The sequence below is a fragment of the Larkinella bovis genome, from assembly GCF_042655385.1.
Classification (GTDB): Bacteria; Bacteroidota; Bacteroidia; order Cytophagales; family Spirosomataceae; genus Larkinella; species Larkinella bovis.
The window spans coordinates 137,216-153,606 of record NZ_JBHSMA010000012.1 but is presented as its reverse complement, the minus strand read 5'-3'; the positions used below and the strand labels follow the sequence as shown (position 1 = coordinate 153,606).

Sequence of the window (16,391 nt, the reverse complement as noted above, 5' to 3'; positions counted from 1 at the left end):
AGGAGTAACGTTTCAGTATGTTAAGCAATTAGTTGCAAGTCTGACCGAATGACTGCTTATTTTGCAAAAGGGGAAATCAGCGTTTTTTTTACCCTAAAAGCAAGCCAACCTTTCGGTTCGTCGCGGAGTTGGACTTGTAAAAATAATGGATTCTGGTTTTCTTTTCGTAAATATTTTAGCAGGCCCAAAATCCTTCATCCCATGAAAAAACGATTCCTGTTAAAGACCCGAAACTTCCTGATGGCGGAAGTGGCTGTTGTGCTACTGCTATCGGCCTTTTCGAGTATCACCGGGGTATTTTCTTCCAGAAATTCGGCGATCCTTCCCGCTCCTGACCCCGACAATGGTGGATTAAAACTGACGACCGGTTTTGGCGCGCTGACCGTCGCGGAAGAACTCGGATCGGCCCGGCACATTGCCGTGGATGCAAAAGGGACGATTTTTGTCAAACTCAACAAACTGAAAGACGGCAAAGGCATCGTTGAATTACAGGACACCAACGGCGACGGAAAAACCGATAAAACCACCCTATTTGGCAACTACGCCGGAACCGGTATGGCGATTTACAACGGGTACCTCTACGCGTCGTCCGACACCTCGGTGTACCGCTACAAACTAAGCAACGGCACGGTCGATCCGGCTGCCCAACCGGAGCCGATCGTTGTCGGATTGACGCTGCAACGCCAGCACGCGTCGAAACCACTGGCGTTTTCACCCGCCGGGAAGCTATACGTCACCTTCGGAGCGCCTTCGAATGCCTGTCAGGAAAAAGACCGGCAACCCGGCTCCAAAGGCCAGGACCCCTGCCCCATCCTGGAAAATTACGGCGGTATCTGGGAATTTGACGCCAATAAACCGAATCAGAAGCAAAGTGATGGGAGCCGCTACGCCACGGGTATCCGCAACGCCGTCGCCATCGACTGGAACACGGCCAGCAACACCCTGTACGCTTTGCAACACGGTCGCGATAACCTGAACAACTGGGGCGGAAAGTTCACCAACGAAGTCAGCGCCGAACTACCTTCCGAAGAGTTTCTGATGGTGAAAAAAGGATCGGATTTTGGCTGGCCCTATTGCTACAACGACCACGAACAGAACAAAAAAATGCTGGCCCCCGAATACGGCGGTGATGGCACCAGAATCGATCGCTGCGCCGGCAAAGAAAAACCGATCATGGCGTTTCCGGGTCACTGGGCACCGAACGACGTCCTGTTTTACACCGGCAATCAGTTCCCGGCGAAATACCGAAACGGCGCCTTCATCTGCTTCCACGGCTCCTGGAACCGCGCCCCGCTGAAACAGGGCGGTTATTTCGTGGCCTTCGTACCGTTCGGGAAGGACGGAAAACCGGCGGGCAACTTTGAAGTGTTTGCGGAGAATTTTGCGGGGGTGGCCGAACAGGGCAAGCCCGGTACCCATGTGAATGCCGGCAAACTCGATCTGGCCAGCCCTGGTGATGCCAAACACCGCCCGATGGGCCTGGCGCAGGGGCCCGACGGCTCCCTGTACATTACGGATTCGGTTAAAGGAAAAATCTGGCGGGTGATGTATACGGCCCGGAAGTAAGCCGTTCGTTAGTACAAACGACCCGGTTTGGGTCCAGGCAGAAATCCGCCCGGCCGAAAAATCCGTAGATTTGATCGGTTAATTTGATACGTATGGAGCAGGAAAGTCGGTGGATACAACGCTTTGGGAGTTTTAAGAAAGCGCTGGCTCAACTCAACAAATTCATTGAAAAAGTGAATTAAACGCGTTGGAAGATCAGGGCCTCATCAAAGCGTTTGAATATACCTATGAACTAGCCTGGAAAACCGTACAGGATTTTTTACGCGATAAAGGGTATAACGATATAACAGGCCCCAAACCAGTCATTGAACAGGCCTTTCAGGACGGTTACATCGACGGCTTTGCCTGGGTTCGCATGCATAAAAGCCGTAACCTGACGAACTTGGCTTACGAGGACGAAATTGCCAGGCAATTAGTTGCCAGCATTACGTCCGAACATGTTGACCAGTTGCAAAAATTAGCTTCCCGGTTAGAAGAGGAGTCTGGATTAACGCTCAAACCGTCACTCGTATAATTCGGTCATATCCAGCTTCGCCAGTTCGACCAGCAAACCGCTGATTTTCTGCGTCACATCCTCAAAATACCGCTTGCCTTTTTCCGCCGTGGCGGCTTTGGGGTTGCCGATGCCGGTATCCGCCGTCACCTGCGACCACTTGCGTTCGGCCCAGGCCCAGCCTTCGCGCAGGGCCTGCACCTTCCATTTTTTGGCGGCTCCATCGCCCGCTTCGTCCAGCGGCAGCACCAGATCCGGGCGGAGGTGCAGCAACAGGCTGGTTTCCATCTCGTCGGCGTGGTCGCCCTTGGGCTCGTCGAAATACGTCGATTTATCCAGCGTGTTGAACCAGGAGCAGGTGGTCAGGAACATCTTCGGATACTGAACGCCCAGTTCACGCAGCATGGTTTTGAAATCATTCCCGCCGTGGCTGTTCAGAATCAGCAATTTATGAATCCCCTGCCGGTTCAGCACTTCGATAATGTCGCTCAGAATGGCTTTCTGTGTGCTTGGATACAGGTTGATGTCCAGCAGGATGTCGGTCTGGCCGGTATTGACGCCAAACGGAATTGTGGGCAACACCATCACTTTTGCGCCCTGCTCCCACGCCAGCCGCGCTGATTCGGCGGCAATCGCATCGGCTTCGATGACATCCGTTGCATACGGCAGATGATAATTATGGGCTTCGGTGGCCCCCCAGGGCAGGATCGCCAGTTCGATGGGGTGGTCATGGATGTGTTTCCAGTTGGCTTCGGCAAGGATGTATGGACGCATAGTTGGCGTAGTACGGGTCAGTGGTTTCGCAGAGTTGAGCGGAGATGATCAGAGGTAAGCGGAGGTTTTCTCTGATAAACACTGCGAAATAACTCTTTTTCTTATTCAAATCTTGTCTAAAACCAGCATTTTGTATCCGGTTCTCCCGTACCTTGCCAAAAATGAGTTAGGAGTTAAGAGTGATGAGTTAGATTCGTCCATTAACGCTTAATTCTTAACTCATCACTCTTAACTCCTAACTAACCAACCGGTTATGGACGACGTTGAGTTACTCTCCCGCATTCAGTTTGCCTTCACGATTGCGTTTCACTACATCTACCCGCCCCTGAGTATTGGCCTCGGCGTCTGCCTGGTTTTCATGGAGGGCCTGTATCTGAAGACCAAAGACAAGGTGTACGAAGAACTGACCCGGTTTTGGATCCGGATTTTTGCGCTCATTTTCGGCATTGGCGTGGCCACCGGCATCGTCATGGAATTTGAGTTTGGCACCAACTGGGCGGTATACTCCCGCTACGTCGGCGATATTTTTGGCAGCGCCCTGGCCGCCGAGGGGATTTTTGCGTTTGCGCTCGAATCGGCCTTTCTGGGCATCCTGATTTTCGGCTGGAACCGCGTCAGCCCGCGCGTTCACTTTCTGTCGACGGTACTGGTCGCGCTGGGATCGATGTTTTCGGCGCTCTGGATTGTGGTTGCCAACTCCTGGCAGCAAACCCCAGCGGGTTATCGTATTGAAGGGGAAGGCCTGAAAGCCCGCGCCGTGGTCACCAACTTCTGGGACATGGTGCTGAATCCGTCCTCCCTTGAGCGCTATTCACACGTTCTGATCGGCGCGTTTCTGGCCGGGTCGTTTCTGGTCCTAAGCGTCAGTGCCTGGTACGTTATGCAACGGCGCTACGTGGAGCATTCGCAGAAAGCCTTTACCATTGCCCTCTGGGTGGCCGCCATTTCGTCGCTGGGGCAATTGTTCACAGGACACCAATCGGCCGAAGTCGTGACGAAATACCAGCCTGCCAAGCTGGCTACGATGGAAGGCCATTTCGAACCCTCAGCCCCCGCCGATATGTACCTCTTTGGCTGGGTCGATGCCGAAAAACAGCAGACCACCGGCTTGAAAATCCCGGGCGGTCTGTCGTTTCTGGTGCATCAGGATTTCAAAAAACCGATCCCCGGCCTGAACAGCTTCAAACCCGAAAACCGCCCAACCGCCGTCAATTTTGTGTTTCAAACCTATCACCTGATGGTGGGCATCGGCATGACGCTGATCGGTTTGTGCTGGCTGGCGATCGTTCTGCTTTATCGGAAAAAACTATTCGAAACCCGCTGGCTGATGGCGGTTTTTGTCGGCTCGGTGCTGCTGCCGCAGATTGCCAACCAGGTGGGCTGGTACACCGCCGAAGTGGGCCGTCAGCCGTGGGTGGTTTACGGCCTGCTCCGCACGTCCGACGCGCTCTCGCAGGCCGTCAAAGCCGAACACGTTCTGATTTCGCTGGTCCTGTTTACGCTGGTCTACGTCGTCCTGTTCATCCTGTTTATCTACCTGCTGAACAAAAAAATCCAGCACGGCCCCGACGTTGGGCAGGACGACCCGGAAACGCCACCGTCAAAACTCAATCCATCTCCCATTTAATTGTGAATGAGCGAATGAGTGAATAAGGGCAAGCATCCGGTAGGTTATTCACTCAGTCACTCATTCGCTCATTCACTCATTCAAAAACTATGGACACCATTCTCGGTCTCGACCTTCCCACCTGGTGGTTTTTGCTGATTGGCGCGCTCATCAGCGGGTACGGTATTCTCGACGGTTTTGATCTGGGAGCCGGGGCGCTGCACCTGTTTTTCCGGAAAGAACAAAGTCGTCGGATTGCGCTCAACGCTATCGGCCCGGTTTGGGACGGCAACGAAGTCTGGCTGGTCATCGGCGCGGGGGCGCTCTTTGCAGCCTTCCCGCTGGTGTACGGCACGCTGCTGTCGGTATTTTACCTGCCGTTTATTTTCCTGCTGGTCGCCATTATTTTCCGCGCGATTTCGATTGAATTTCGCAGCAAGGAGGAAATGAAATGGTGGCGCACCCTCTGGGATGTGAGCTACTGCCTGTCCAGCGTCACGATCTCGCTGTTATTCGGCTTGATTCTGGGTAACCTGATCCAGGGCATTCCACTCGACAAAGACCATCAGTTTGTCGGGCGGCTCCGGGATTTTTTCAACCCTTACGCGCTGCTGATTGCCGTGACGGTTCTGTCGCTGTTCATGCTTCACGGCGCGATGTATCTGGCGATGAAAACCGAGGATCGGCTGTACGCCAAAATGACAATATTGATCAACCAGACCAGCAAATTTTTCATTCTGTGCTTCATCACGGCTTCAATGGCCACGCTGATTTATGTGCCGCACATGGAAGCCATTTTTCACCAACACCCGGTGATGTTTGTCCTGCCGCTATCGGCCGTCCTGATTGTGCTGAACATGCGCCGGATGATTGAGCAACGGCGGTACCTGCGCGGTTTCATCTCCTCCGCCGTCACTACGGCCCTGCTGTTGGTGCTGTTCGCGTCGGGTCTGTATCCGAATCTGGTGCTGTCCCGAACCGACCCGCGCGGTCACATCAGCATCTACGAAGCGGCCTCGACCGACGGTTCACTGCGGACGATGCTGCTCTTTGCCGCGATCGGGATGCCGTTGGTGCTGACTTACACGGTTTTCGTCTTCTGGACCTTTCGCGGGAAAGTGAAGCTGGAGGAGACGAGTTATTGATTTTCAAACTATTACCACAGGGTTGATCAGAGAAAATCAGAGTCTATCAGAGGTTCCGCTCAACTCCGCGACATAACTTTTACCTCAAAACCGTGCTCCCGGCACCTTTCGTTGAGAGCAAGTGGAGCGTGTACTGCATCACCCGATCGGTTCCGCTTAGCACGTCCTCGACCGACGGCACCACGACATGATCCGGGATGATGCCCTGCCCCGGTTTCAACGATGGAGGAAGGTTTGCCATCCGAAAGCCGAACATGCCGATGCCCAGATCAATTTTGGCGTGAGGCAATTGGGTGATGGTAAAAATCCCGCTGTTATCACCCCCGTAGCCACCGCCCGTTTCCTGTCCGATAAACGTCGCCCGCTGGTCCGCGTGAACCCGGGCGGCAAACTCCGTAGTCACGGAAAAACTCAGGCCGTTCAGCAGCACATACAGCTTGCCGTGAAAGGCATCCCGCGCCGGTTTTTGCCGTTTCAAACCGGCCTGTTTGGTAAAGACATAGCCATCTCCCTTTTTCTTCACGACCAGCCATTTAAACTTCCGGTACAGCTTCGGGGTCCAGGCCGGAAACGAATACGCTTTCTTCTGCCGCACGCTGATCCGGTCGTAATACCGGAACGGTTTTTCGGCCAGGTACCGGTACAGCCAGACGCCGTATTTCTCCTCTCCCCCCTCGTTATTACGCAAATCGAGCACCAGGCTTTCTACCTGTTTTTCACGCAATTGCCGGAACGATTCGTTGAGGAAGGCTTTAAAATCCTGCTCTTTCTTGTCGTCCCAAAACCGTTCGATGGTCATGATGGCAGTTTGGGTACTGGCCGGGAAAGTCAGCCGGAACGGGAGTTGCCGGGCCGGTTTACGCGCTTCGTGGGAGGCTTTGATCTGCTCGAGGGTGACCGCTGGCAGCGAAGCAGTTTGCTCCTCGTCTCCGACCCGGTATTGAATTTCGTGCGCATCCGGTGCCGCAATGAAGGTGGCGTAATACCCGGCAAAAAAATGATTAAGATCCTCGTATTTTCCGTTGACGGTGTACCCATCGGCAAACGTCATGTTCGGCAACAGCTTTTGGATGATCTCACCAACAGACTGTCCGTTAATCCGCAGCAATTCGACCCCGTCCGGTACGGTTTTAGCCCCGAAACTCCCGACAGCCCACATCCGGTTTTCCACCACGTACACCTTCAGTGGAAACAGTTTATCGGTATGAAACGGGTAATGTTCGTCCTCCCCCGCCGGTATCCACTTAACGTGGCCGTCCTTCAGCGCCACCAGCAGGGGCACCATCGTCACGTAAAATTCCTGCTGCGTCATCGGGCGATTCAGTTGAGCCTGTGCGGCTATCAACAGCGAATCGAAGGCCGGTTTGGGCGTAAACTGGTAGGGTTCCGGATGCACTTCATGGAGCGCGGTCCGAAACCGGGCGAAATCGGTTTGCAATTGTTCCGGCGTCAGCGTCTGGGCGCTTGCGGACGCGAATAAGCCAAAAACAAGGAGGAAGCCTGGGAGCAGAAGACGGAGTTTCATCGGATTTGTTGCCAGAATTGGGTGTCCCAAAGTTCCTTAAAAAAGGCCGCGGCCGAAACCGGATGGACACTGAGGTGTTCCGTTAAGCGTCCGAAACGTCGGAATTCACTCCCCTAACCAACTCTTGAATTCACCGGCTTTTTCGCGGCTGACAATTACTTCTTCGTCAAACACGGGCCGTAGCCCAACTTTCAGTTTGCCGTTGAAATACAGATTCACTTTGTCGATGGCCCGCAGTTCGGCAATGATCTGCCGGTTGAGCCGGAAAAACCGCTTGGGATTCAGCATCGCCGACAGTTCATCCATGGTATAATCGACCATCCATTCGTGCTCGTCGCGGGTTTTGAGGAACGACAGTTTGTTGCGGGAGAAAAAGTAGGCAACTTCATCCAGACTAACCGAAAACAGCCGCTGGCCCTGTTTCACCAGAAACCGGTCGCGGTACACTTGCCCCGCGTTCGCCGTTGGGGAGGCCGAATTTCCCTCCGCCGATGCCGCCATTTTTTGCAGCAGACTGGCCAGGGAAGCTTTCAGGCCATCGGGCTGCTCGAGCAGGGCTTCCCGCATTCGCTGGAGTTTGCCCAGCGCATTCCGCAGGTCATCTTCCTTGACCGGTTTCAACAGGTAATCGATGCTGTTGACCCGGAACGCTTTGATGGCGTATTCGTCGTAAGCGGTCGTAAAAATCACCGGGCTCGTGACCGCCACCCGGTTGAAAATCTCGAAACTCTGGCCGTCGGCCAGTTCGATATCCATCAGCACCAAATCCGGTTTTGGATGCGTTTGCAGCCATTCCACCGATTCTTCCACACTGACGGTGGTGCCCACAACCACTGCCGTTGGTTCAACATCCTGCACCATCCGCCGGAGCCGGCGGGCGGTCGCTTCTTCATCTTCAATGAGTAGTATAGTCATGCTGGGTTGCTGGAATCAAAGGAATCATCACCTGAAAACACTCGTCGGTTTGCCGGACCACGACCTCCGGCTGTTTCAACAGCCGGTATTTGGCCGTAATGTTGGCCAGCCCCGTCCGGCTGGAAACCGCCAGAATGGTCTTCTTCCGCAGGCTGTTGACGACAAACAGATTATTGGCCTCGTCGGTATAAACCCGGATCAGCAAAGGGCGGTTGGGCAGGGCAACGTTGTGTTTGACGGCATTTTCGACCAGCAATTGCAGCGTCAGGGGCGGCAGCAAAAAACCGTGTAGCCGCTCCTCCACGGCCACATCCAGCTCCACACTCCGCCCAAACCGCATTTGCAGCAGGTTGAAATACGCCCGGATAAAATGCAGTTCGTTGTCCAGCGTGGTCAACGGCTGCTCGTTGGTCTGGAGCACGTACCGATACACCGACGCCAGTTCTTCGATAAACCGCTCGGCCTGTTTGGCATCCTCGGCTACCAGCGACGACAGCGTACTGAGGCTATTGAACAGAAAATGCGGATTAATCTGCGCCTTGAGCGAATCGAGCTGGCTTTGCAGGTTTTCTTTCTTGAGTTGTTCGGCTTCGTAATAGGTGGTCCACCACTGGCGATAGAGGTGCTGGCCTTCGTAAATGGCGGCAATGGGCAGCGTAAACAGGAACGAAACCAGCGTCGTGACCCAGTAGGTGCCACCCGGCAACGGGTAGCCCCAGAACTGCGTCACGTCGTACAGATACGTCACCAGCACCCGTTGCAGAATAGTGGCCGTGGCAAACCACCCCAGTTCCAGCAGAATCCGTTTTTTTGTCTGGTTCAGCCGTGGATAGCGCCGTCGGGCGATCAGGATGCCCTGCCGGTTTACTTCCAGCAAAACCGCCCATTCGATCAGGCTAATGAGCAGGCTGTGCAACCACCCGATATCTTCGGGGCCGTTATCGGGCTGGTAGAAGACGAAATTGGCCACCACCGCTACCACCAGAATCCCGATCACTCGCAACCACCTGTCGTTCAGTTTTTCCATCGTTTTGTAAAAATGCGATAAAAGGTACTGAACCGGAAGACAGCCGTCGCCGAAGTGTCGAAAAAGTGTGCCTGAATGCGAAAAATTATTCCGTTTGGGAAGGTACGGATTGGGAAGGCCGCAAGCCTGATTGAAAAAGAAAGCCCAGTTAAAGTAACCGGGCCCCGAAGCTTATTTGAACTCTACTATATCTGCGGTTACAATACAGGTTTTGGTCTGAACAATAAATAGTAAGGAGGTTTTGAAATCTACCGAAACATTAGCCAAGGCCTGATTTTCTTTAAGAGGGTATTTCGCTAGCAGATTCTTTTTCGCATCGGCTACGATAGCGTTCCGGGCTAACCCACCCAGGCCAACTACTTTCAACGTTTTGGCACTGCCCTGAATATTTGATCGGACAATGGTAAAGTTTGGATAAGAAAGACTGGCACTATCAGAAAGGGCGCCATAATGGAAAGCACACGACTGAAATAATACGGATAGAATAACGAACAGTAAAAATGACAATTTTCTCATAAAGTACATATGATATAGTTATAGTTAAATATAGTTATGGTTTTGTATTCGGCAAAACCATTCAAGCGATACCCTGCACAGGGAATACAGTCCGCAGGAGGTACGGTTTCGCATTACCGATCTCGAAAATGTGGCCGCATCCGGGGAGGCTGAAAATTACCAGAAAACTACCCGCTGAAACCCCACGTTTATGGTACATAGACCAGGTCCGGGAAAAAGGAGTTAGAATCTGGTTCGTAAACTAATATGTACCCACTGACAGTCGCCCTTAGTCGGGAGCACGCTCCCCCCGGCGCAGGGCATTGACCAAGTTATGGGTCCGGCGGGTCGGCTCGGGAATCCGGTAGCCGTATCCACGGCGGACCCCATCGCAGCGCAGCGTCAGATCAATCGCGGTTGGCAAATCAATCAGGTGGCCGGGCGAGACGTACACCGGATTGACCCGGTTTTTGGTCCGCAAAGCCGCACCGATCGTTTCGCCATAGTGCGTCATGGGCGACCACGCCCCCCGCTCGGGAGCCGGTTCGTCGTATTTCCCGACTAGCACCGACTTGCCGCAACCGAAGGTGGGGCGGTTCAGGAACAAACCCGCGTGCGAGGCAATACCGATCCGGCGCGGATGGGCGGTTCCGTGCCCGTCGAACATCACCACATCGGGTTCGGTTTTGAGTTTCGACCAGGCTTCGAGCAGCGACGGAATTTCGCGAAACGACAACAGACCGGGGATGTACGGAAACGTAGCCGAACTGATCACGCCCACTTCTTCGATAACCTCCAGCGTATCCAGCCGCAACACCACAATCCCGGCATACACCGTCTCCTCGAACTTGTTGAAGGAAATATCGCAGCCGGCAATCGTCTCGACTGGTTTGGTAAGCGGTTGAATTTTGATCTGGTGCCGGAGTTGCTGTTGCAGGGCCACGGCTTCGGTGGGGGTCACAGTCCAGTCGTGGAGGAGTTGATACGTTGCCATCGGTTGGTTCAGTTGCCACCTTCTAACGCCAGGCGCGGGAGCGATGTTTTCAAATCTGATGGCCGGACGGTATTTTCTGGCAATTAGTTGCTTTTTCAGTAGCTTTAAAACAAACCTTCTGCCAAAACCATGAAAAAAGGAATTCTGACCCTGCTGCTGCTCCCTGCATTCGTCGTGTTTGCGTTCGGCCAAAGTACACCCTCGGCGGACGACGTAATCAATAAATACCTGACCGCCATCGGCGGCACCGATTTTCTGGCAAAAATCAACGATCTGGATGTTCAGATGTCGACCGACATGCAGGGCAACTCGATGGTGATCATGCTGAAGCAGAAAGCGCCGAACAAGTATTCGCGGACGATGATTGCCAACGGGATGGAGGTTTTCAAGATGACCAGCGACGGCACCAAAATCGTGACGGGCGGCCGACGCGGGAACCAGACGCTGGAAGGCAAAGACGCCCAGCTGGGACTGATTCAGGGAACGCTGTTTCCGGAACTGCACCTGGCCGAACTGGGCATTAAAAGCACGGTGGAAGGCACCGAGAAAATCGCCGGGAAAGATGCCTACAAGGTGAAACACACGACAGCCGACGGCGCGGCTTCGTGGACGGATTTTTACGACGCAGCGTCCGGCCTGAAAGTGCAGTCGGTTTCGACCCAGAAAACGCCCCGGGGCGAGATGGAGCAAGCCATCCAGTACGCTGACTATAAAGACTTTAAAGGACTGAAGTACCCGACCTCGATTTCGCAGGGCAACGGCCAGTTTCAGATGCAGATTACGGTCGATAAAGTCAAAATCAACAACGGCGTCAAGGATTCGGAGTTTGTCGTGAAGTAAAATCAGCGGTCAGCGGTCCGAACGGCTGCTGACTGATTGCGGCTCCTCCACTTCGACGTTTACGTAAAACCGGGTTTCGTCCACTTCAAAGTCGTCGATCTCCATGTTTGGCAACACAATCGTTTGCCAGCTGGTTGTGGGCAAAATCCGCCCGAACTGGTCCGGTTTTTTCGTCACCGCAACCGGCATCCGGAAATTCGGCACATCGGCCTTCCAGCGGTATTTGACCTCCAACGACGAGCCTTTTTCCGTCAGTTGTACTTCCAGGGTCGGAATCGTGGTGTAGTTCAGGTACTGGTCGAAAAACCAGGTATAGTCCGTGCCGGTTTTTTCGTTGATGTAACCAATCAAATCGTTGGTGGTGATCGTTTGTAGCCGAAACCGCTGTTGTATACCTTTCAGCATCTCCGCCCAAAGCCGGTCGTTGTTGAGCGCGTGCCGAAAGGTATACAGCACCAGCGCCCCTTTGGAATACATATCCCCAATTTCGTAGTGAATGTGGTTGACATCGCGCACCCCGATCACCGGCTCTTTGCCAATTACCTGCGCTCGCAGGGACGCGATGTACCCCAGTTCACCATTTTCCGGCACCGCTGAATCCAGGTAAAACCCTTCCGAATAGGTGGCAAACGCTTCGTGGAACCACATATCGGCCATGTCGCGGCAACTGACATTATTACCCCACCATTCGTGCGCGACTTCGTGCCAGACTAGTTGCATGTGCCGCAGGGTATCGACCAGCGTCAGCGGACCGGCGCTGTCGTTCGGCATTTTCCCAAAGGAAACCGCGCTCTGGTGTTCCATCGGGTAAAGCGATTCCATCAGCGTAAAACCGTCGCGCGGAAACGGGTACGGACCGTAGTGTTTCTCCAGCGTCGCCAGCATGGGTTTCACCCCGTCGAACACCCAGCGGAATTTTTCCTGGTGGTAGGGCATGCAGTAGAAATCCAGCGTCAGCGAATCCGGGCCGTAGACTTCGCGCCGGTGGGCGTAGTTGCCGATGTTCAGCGTCACGTTATAGTTGTTAATCGGGTAGCTCACGTACCACTCGTAGCGCGTCCAGTTGCCGGGCAGGGCGGTTTTGCTCCGAAGTCGCCCGTTGGAAATGTTCATCAACCCGTCGGGAACCGTCACGCTGATCCGCATGCTGTCGGGCTCGTCGGAAAGGTGATCTTTGTTGGGCCACCACAAACTCGCGCCCGATCCCTGACAAACCACCTGCACCCACGGATTGCCGTCGCGGTCTTTCTCCCACAAAAAACCGCCCATCATCGGTACGTTGAGATCCGGCACCTGCGGTTTTCCGGCGTATTCAATCTCGATTTCCTGCTCGCTCCCGGCTTTCATCATTTCCGGAAACTCAACAAAAACCGCATTGAACTCCCGCGTATAGCGCAACGGTTTTCCGGCGTGTCGAATCTGGTGAATTGGCATGTTTTCGTACAGATCGATTTGGAGTTTATCGAGCGGCTCCAGCACCCGAAAGCGCATCCGGTTTGTGCCGCTGATTACCCGCTGGTCAATGTCGACCTTCACGGCCAGATCGTAGAACGTTACGTCGTAATGGCTGCGGAATGGCGTTAATTTACCCCGCAGCGTATCGGCCCTCGTAAAACCGTTCTGTCGGTTTCCAACCGGGTTGGAAACCGATTTCAGCAGTCGGCTTTCCACCGAATCCGCCCGACCCGCAACCGGATTCTTGCCCAAAACCGTATCCGCCGAAACGTGCTGCCGGGCGCTGTCGTTCTCCCAAAAATCCGGATCGTTCTGGTTGCGGATCAGGTTGTTGATCGGGCTGGGATTTTCGGCGATGTTTCCTTCCGTAAACGGTGGTACTCCTTTCGGTCCGACCTCCGTCACCCGCAAACTGCTGGTCACGGTCCAGGGCCTATCGATCAGCTTCCGCGACTTGCTAGTAATCCGAAAACGATACAGCCGCTCGACATGGCTGACGTGCCATCTATCCCCTGCATCAGCACCATCGGGCAGGCTATACTTCACTACCTCTTTCAGACCGGTAAACTTGAGATCCAATTTATGAACAGCCGACGCCACTTTCTTCAGCAGCCAATCCCGGTTGTTTTCCGCATCAACCGCGGCCTGGGTTGCCTCGTATTCGATCTGAACAAACGCCATCGTCTGGGCATCAATGTAGAGCTTACCGCTACCAAAGGCTTTCCGCTTCCGTTTGCCCGGCTTAAAATCGATCACATATAGCAGCCGGTCGCCCTTGAGGGTGCTCAGCGTAAAATCGTAGTACGGGTAATTCCGTTCATTAATAAGATTCCGTTTATACGATGCCAGCTTGACAAAGTCGGTATATAGCAGCAGGTTTCGCGCTCCGTTGTTTAAATTGATCATGGGCGGCAGTTGATGGATGGCCCGGTCGTATTCCCGTTTCCGACCTTTGATCAACTTCATGCCATCTTTTATCTCGGACTGGTTATAAGCCGCTTTATAAATGGACAGGATGGCTTCACTGGACACAACGGGTTGATCACCAAACGCCTGGTCTTCCCGGAAAAAAGCCGTTAGCTGCAACGAGGTGGTATCGTAATTGCGCGGAATGGCGGCCACGGCTTCGCGCAGAATATCCTCGGCGGTTTTCCGTCGGGCCTGCACCTGCACTTCGTCCAGCGTTACGGCGGCAGTTTTTAAGTAAATAACCGGGTTCGGGTTTTTTACGGCTGAAATCCGTTGCGTAATGGATTGGTAGCCCACACTGGACACTTTCAGGCTGTCGTCCACGAACGTGGCTGGCACTTTCAGCACGAAGGTACCAACCACGTTGGAAACCGTACCTATGCCCCGCCCCACCACCGAGATGCTGGCAAATGGCACCGGTTCGCCGGTTTCCCGGTTGATGACTTTTCCGGAAAGCGTCAGGTAGCCCGTCGACTGGGCGCTTGTGCCAATGGCAAAAGAGGTAAAAAGAAAGCCAACGAGGAATTGCCGGAAGAGATTTGCTGGATACTGCATGGAGCGTGTCATTTGCCCCAAAACACACTAAAAACCGGTCTCCAGTCTGCTCAAATCCGGATTTGAGAGGAATTTTTAACAACAAAAACCCAAAAGAGTTGACGACGTGGATTAGGCCGCCTGCCGGTTCAGATACTCCCTGGGCGAAAAACCGGTCATTTGTTTGAACGTCCGCTGGAAGGTGGCCTGCGAATTAAAACCGCATTCGAACGCAATGCCGGTCAGGGTCAGGTTCGAGAAGGCCGGGTCATTCAGCCGTCGTTTGACTTCTTCGAGCCGGTATTCGTTCACGAATGCATTGAAGCTTTTGCCGAGGTGCTGGTTCAGCACCGCCGAAATCGTTTTGGCCGGTAGCTGCAAATGCCGCCCGACTTTCTCGACGCTTAGTTCGGGATCGCGGTAAAGGCGGTCGGTTTCCATCGCTTTGCGCAGTCCGGCCGACGCTTCCTGCACCAGTTCATCCGGCAAAACCGTCGCAACGGTTTTCCGAACCGGTTCGGTTTCGGCCACCGTCGTGCGCGCATACAGGTAGCCGCCCAGCCCAATCCAGTAAATCATGATGGCAATCGGAATATAGAGCGGATACCAGCCAAAGGCATCCAGCAAGGCATTGCTGGTCGCCGGAATAATATACGGAATCAGGTGCAGTAACCAGATGGTCTGAAAAACCAGAAAGATCATCAGGAGCTGACGGAGCCAGCGCAGAGAAACCCGTTGTTGCGCCGTCATCTCGTCCGTTTGGCTCCGAAACCGGTGCAGCCAGCGGGCGGTCACGACCACATAAAGCGTTACCGAAAGCCACCGCGGAATATCGGCGTACTTATCATACTCATCCATCAGCCAGCCCACTTTCTGGCTATCCGAATGCCTGAAAACACCCAGCAGGAGCCCGAACAGGAACACCCAGGCCATGAGTCGGCTGCCGCAGTCGATGATGACCGGCCAGAAATGCCTTTTCTCCCGTTTCCCCAGCCGAAAGTCGGGGTCCAGTACCGAGCGGGTGTAAAAATACACCAGCGGCCCAACCGGCATGATGATAATCAGCGGCACGAAATCGACAAACAGATTGATCCAGGGGTTCAGGATCGGAATCCCGACCGCCAGACTCGCCGACGCCAGCAGCCCCACCAACGCGGCCAGCAGCCGGTTCGACACGCGGTTACCTTTGCGGTTAAACCACAACAGAGCGGCCAGGATAAAGCCCTGTGCGGTGCCCAGCAAAAGAATTAAATCCAGGGGTGGAAGCGTCATACGGCAAATTACCGAAAAGATCGACACCACTCAAGAGGCTCTGAATCCGTTTCGTCCAAAAAGAAACCCCGCCTTCTGCCAGTGCGAAAGCGGGGTTGAAAACGAATGCAGGCCGAATTACCGGCGGCCATACACCGGACCGCGATGATTGCGCGTAGACTGTTGAAAAGCAATCCATTTCTGCAATTGTTTTTTATTCAGCACATCCAGCATTTCCTGCTGTTTCTGGGCCTGCAAACGCTGGTATTGCTGCGGATTCCAGCGTTGCATCGCTGCCGTTTCCATTTTATCGTAACGGTCTTCGATGCGTTTCAATTCTTTTTCCTGTTTCCGCGACAGATCGACGATGGCATCCAGTTTATCGATCTTGATATCTTCCTTAACGTCGTCGAATCTCGACCCCGGTTTATTGTTGTTGAACGGAGCGTTCGGACGGTTGGCATTCGGGTTATATACGCGTTGAGCCATGGAAACACCGGTGCTTAAGAGGGCTACAGTTGCGAGGGCGAAGATTGTCTTTTTCATGATCGTACGTGGTTTATTGGTGCGTAACTGATTCTTAGAGGACGGTTTAAGACCTGCGTTTAACCGGTTTTCCGGCCATTCGACCGGGAGACGGTTTTTACCGATCAGCCGGTCGGTTTTGCCGATCAACGCCCTGGGAGTTGTGCATCGGAAGCGGTGACTTGTGCATCCATTCCCACCACTTGCCAACTGGTAATAGTTACGCCGGCACCCATTCGGCAACTTTACCTTGAAAAGGCTTGTCCCACGCACCCGC

Annotated in this window: 14 protein-coding genes; 5 read left to right on the top strand and 9 right to left on the bottom strand. The window is 53.9% G+C overall.

Going from position 1 to position 16,391, the window contains the following annotated elements; all coding sequences use genetic code 11:
• The first annotated feature begins 201 nt into the window (after nucleotides 1-201).
• Entirely contained in the window at nucleotides 202-1,566 is a 1,365-nt protein-coding gene (locus ACFPMF_RS24145) for a PQQ-dependent sugar dehydrogenase (protein ID WP_379849950.1), read from the top strand.
• 187 nt (nucleotides 1,567-1,753) lie between these two features.
• On the top strand, nucleotides 1,754-2,080 hold the full coding sequence (locus ACFPMF_RS24140; RefSeq protein ID WP_379849948.1) for an HI0074 family nucleotidyltransferase substrate-binding subunit: 327 nt from the start codon (nucleotides 1,754-1,756) through the stop codon (nucleotides 2,078-2,080).
• Here the strand turns inward: ACFPMF_RS24140 and ACFPMF_RS24135 are convergent.
• The gene (locus ACFPMF_RS24135) at nucleotides 2,069-2,833 is read right to left on the bottom strand and encodes a creatininase family protein (RefSeq protein WP_379849946.1); all 765 of its coding nucleotides are present in this window, start codon (nucleotides 2,831-2,833) and stop codon (nucleotides 2,069-2,071) included. The genes ACFPMF_RS24140 and ACFPMF_RS24135 overlap by 12 nt on opposite strands.
• A 253-nt stretch (nucleotides 2,834-3,086) precedes the next feature.
• Here ACFPMF_RS24135 and ACFPMF_RS24130 point away from each other — a divergent pair, with 253 nt between their 5' ends.
• Together ACFPMF_RS24130 and cydB are read left to right on the top strand one after the other, a co-directional pair.
• The gene (locus ACFPMF_RS24130; RefSeq protein WP_379849944.1) at nucleotides 3,087-4,460 is read left to right on the top strand and encodes a cytochrome ubiquinol oxidase subunit I; all 1,374 of its coding nucleotides are present in this window, start codon (nucleotides 3,087-3,089) and stop codon (nucleotides 4,458-4,460) included.
• A gap of 89 nt (nucleotides 4,461-4,549) precedes the next feature.
• Nucleotides 4,550-5,584, top strand: coding sequence for a cytochrome d ubiquinol oxidase subunit II (gene cydB / locus ACFPMF_RS24125; protein WP_379849942.1), 1,035 nt, complete (start codon nucleotides 4,550-4,552; stop codon nucleotides 5,582-5,584).
• A gap of 79 nt (nucleotides 5,585-5,663) precedes the next feature.
• On the opposite strand, the gene ACFPMF_RS24120 is transcribed toward cydB, so the two are convergent.
• The 5 genes from ACFPMF_RS24120 to nfi all read right to left on the bottom strand — a co-directional run bounded on the left by ACFPMF_RS24120 (nucleotide 5,664) and on the right by nfi (nucleotide 10,540).
• A complete protein-coding gene (locus tag ACFPMF_RS24120; protein WP_379849940.1) occupies nucleotides 5,664-7,109 on the bottom strand; it encodes a S41 family peptidase in 1,446 nt (481 codons plus the stop codon).
• Between the two features lie 105 nt (nucleotides 7,110-7,214).
• Nucleotides 7,215-8,024: a LytR/AlgR family response regulator transcription factor gene (locus tag ACFPMF_RS24115; protein ID WP_379849938.1), complete on the bottom strand. Its 810-nt coding sequence runs from the start codon at nucleotides 8,022-8,024 to the stop codon at nucleotides 7,215-7,217.
• The gene (locus tag ACFPMF_RS24110) at nucleotides 8,005-9,051 is read right to left on the bottom strand and encodes a sensor histidine kinase (protein WP_379849937.1); all 1,047 of its coding nucleotides are present in this window, start codon (nucleotides 9,049-9,051) and stop codon (nucleotides 8,005-8,007) included. The genes ACFPMF_RS24115 and ACFPMF_RS24110 overlap by 20 nt, the downstream gene beginning before the upstream one ends.
• 171 nt (nucleotides 9,052-9,222) lie before the next feature.
• A complete protein-coding gene (locus ACFPMF_RS24105; RefSeq protein WP_379849935.1) occupies nucleotides 9,223-9,567 on the bottom strand; it encodes a DUF6567 family protein in 345 nt (114 codons plus the stop codon).
• Nucleotides 9,568-9,835: 268 nt separating this feature from the next.
• Nucleotides 9,836-10,540, bottom strand: a complete 705-nt coding sequence (nfi, locus tag ACFPMF_RS24100; protein WP_379849933.1) for a deoxyribonuclease V — start codon at nucleotides 10,538-10,540, stop codon at nucleotides 9,836-9,838.
• A 129-nt stretch (nucleotides 10,541-10,669) separates the two neighbouring features.
• Between nfi and ACFPMF_RS24095 the strand changes: the two genes are divergently transcribed.
• The gene (locus tag ACFPMF_RS24095; RefSeq protein ID WP_379849931.1) at nucleotides 10,670-11,380 is read left to right on the top strand and encodes a hypothetical protein; all 711 of its coding nucleotides are present in this window, start codon (nucleotides 10,670-10,672) and stop codon (nucleotides 11,378-11,380) included.
• A gap of 9 nt (nucleotides 11,381-11,389) precedes the next feature.
• Here ACFPMF_RS24095 and ACFPMF_RS24090 read toward each other — a convergent pair whose 3' ends face one another.
• From ACFPMF_RS24090 to ACFPMF_RS24080, 3 genes are all read right to left on the bottom strand, one after another.
• A complete protein-coding gene (locus ACFPMF_RS24090) occupies nucleotides 11,390-14,359 on the bottom strand; it encodes a M1 family metallopeptidase (protein WP_379849929.1) in 2,970 nt (989 codons plus the stop codon).
• Between the two features lie 111 nt (nucleotides 14,360-14,470).
• Nucleotides 14,471-15,610 carry a helix-turn-helix domain-containing protein gene (locus ACFPMF_RS24085; RefSeq protein WP_379849927.1) on the bottom strand — a complete coding sequence of 380 codons (1,140 nt, stop codon included), beginning with the start codon at nucleotides 15,608-15,610 and terminating at the stop codon, nucleotides 14,471-14,473.
• Nucleotides 15,611-15,727: 117 nt separating this feature from the next.
• A complete protein-coding gene (locus ACFPMF_RS24080; RefSeq protein ID WP_379849925.1) occupies nucleotides 15,728-16,135 on the bottom strand; it encodes a hypothetical protein in 408 nt (135 codons plus the stop codon).
• Nucleotides 16,136-16,391 lie beyond the last annotated feature (256 nt).

Excerpts from the sequence above, each read along its gene's own strand:
- ACFPMF_RS24135 (WP_379849946.1), bottom strand. The coding sequence starts at position 2,833 with ATGCGTCCATACATCCTTGCCGAAGCCAACTGGAAACACATCCATGAC.
- ACFPMF_RS24110 (WP_379849937.1), bottom strand. The coding sequence starts at position 9,051 with ATGGAAAAACTGAACGACAGGTGGTTGCGAGTGATCGGGATTCTGGTG.
- nfi (WP_379849933.1), bottom strand. The coding sequence starts at position 10,540 with ATGGCAACGTATCAACTCCTCCACGACTGGACTGTGACCCCCACCGAA.
- ACFPMF_RS24145 (WP_379849950.1), top strand. The coding sequence starts at position 202 with ATGAAAAAACGATTCCTGTTAAAGACCCGAAACTTCCTGATGGCGGAA.
- ACFPMF_RS24130 (WP_379849944.1), top strand. The coding sequence starts at position 3,087 with ATGGACGACGTTGAGTTACTCTCCCGCATTCAGTTTGCCTTCACGATT.
- ACFPMF_RS24115 (WP_379849938.1), bottom strand. The coding sequence starts at position 8,024 with ATGACTATACTACTCATTGAAGATGAAGAAGCGACCGCCCGCCGGCTC.
- ACFPMF_RS24080 (WP_379849925.1), bottom strand. The coding sequence starts at position 16,135 with ATGAAAAAGACAATCTTCGCCCTCGCAACTGTAGCCCTCTTAAGCACC.
- ACFPMF_RS24120 (WP_379849940.1), bottom strand. The coding sequence starts at position 7,109 with ATGAAACTCCGTCTTCTGCTCCCAGGCTTCCTCCTTGTTTTTGGCTTA.
- ACFPMF_RS24105 (WP_379849935.1), bottom strand. The coding sequence starts at position 9,567 with ATGAGAAAATTGTCATTTTTACTGTTCGTTATTCTATCCGTATTATTT.
- ACFPMF_RS24095 (WP_379849931.1), top strand. The coding sequence starts at position 10,670 with ATGAAAAAAGGAATTCTGACCCTGCTGCTGCTCCCTGCATTCGTCGTG.
- cydB (WP_379849942.1), top strand. The coding sequence starts at position 4,550 with ATGGACACCATTCTCGGTCTCGACCTTCCCACCTGGTGGTTTTTGCTG.
- ACFPMF_RS24090 (WP_379849929.1), bottom strand. The coding sequence starts at position 14,359 with ATGCAGTATCCAGCAAATCTCTTCCGGCAATTCCTCGTTGGCTTTCTT.
- ACFPMF_RS24085 (WP_379849927.1), bottom strand. The coding sequence starts at position 15,610 with ATGACGCTTCCACCCCTGGATTTAATTCTTTTGCTGGGCACCGCACAG.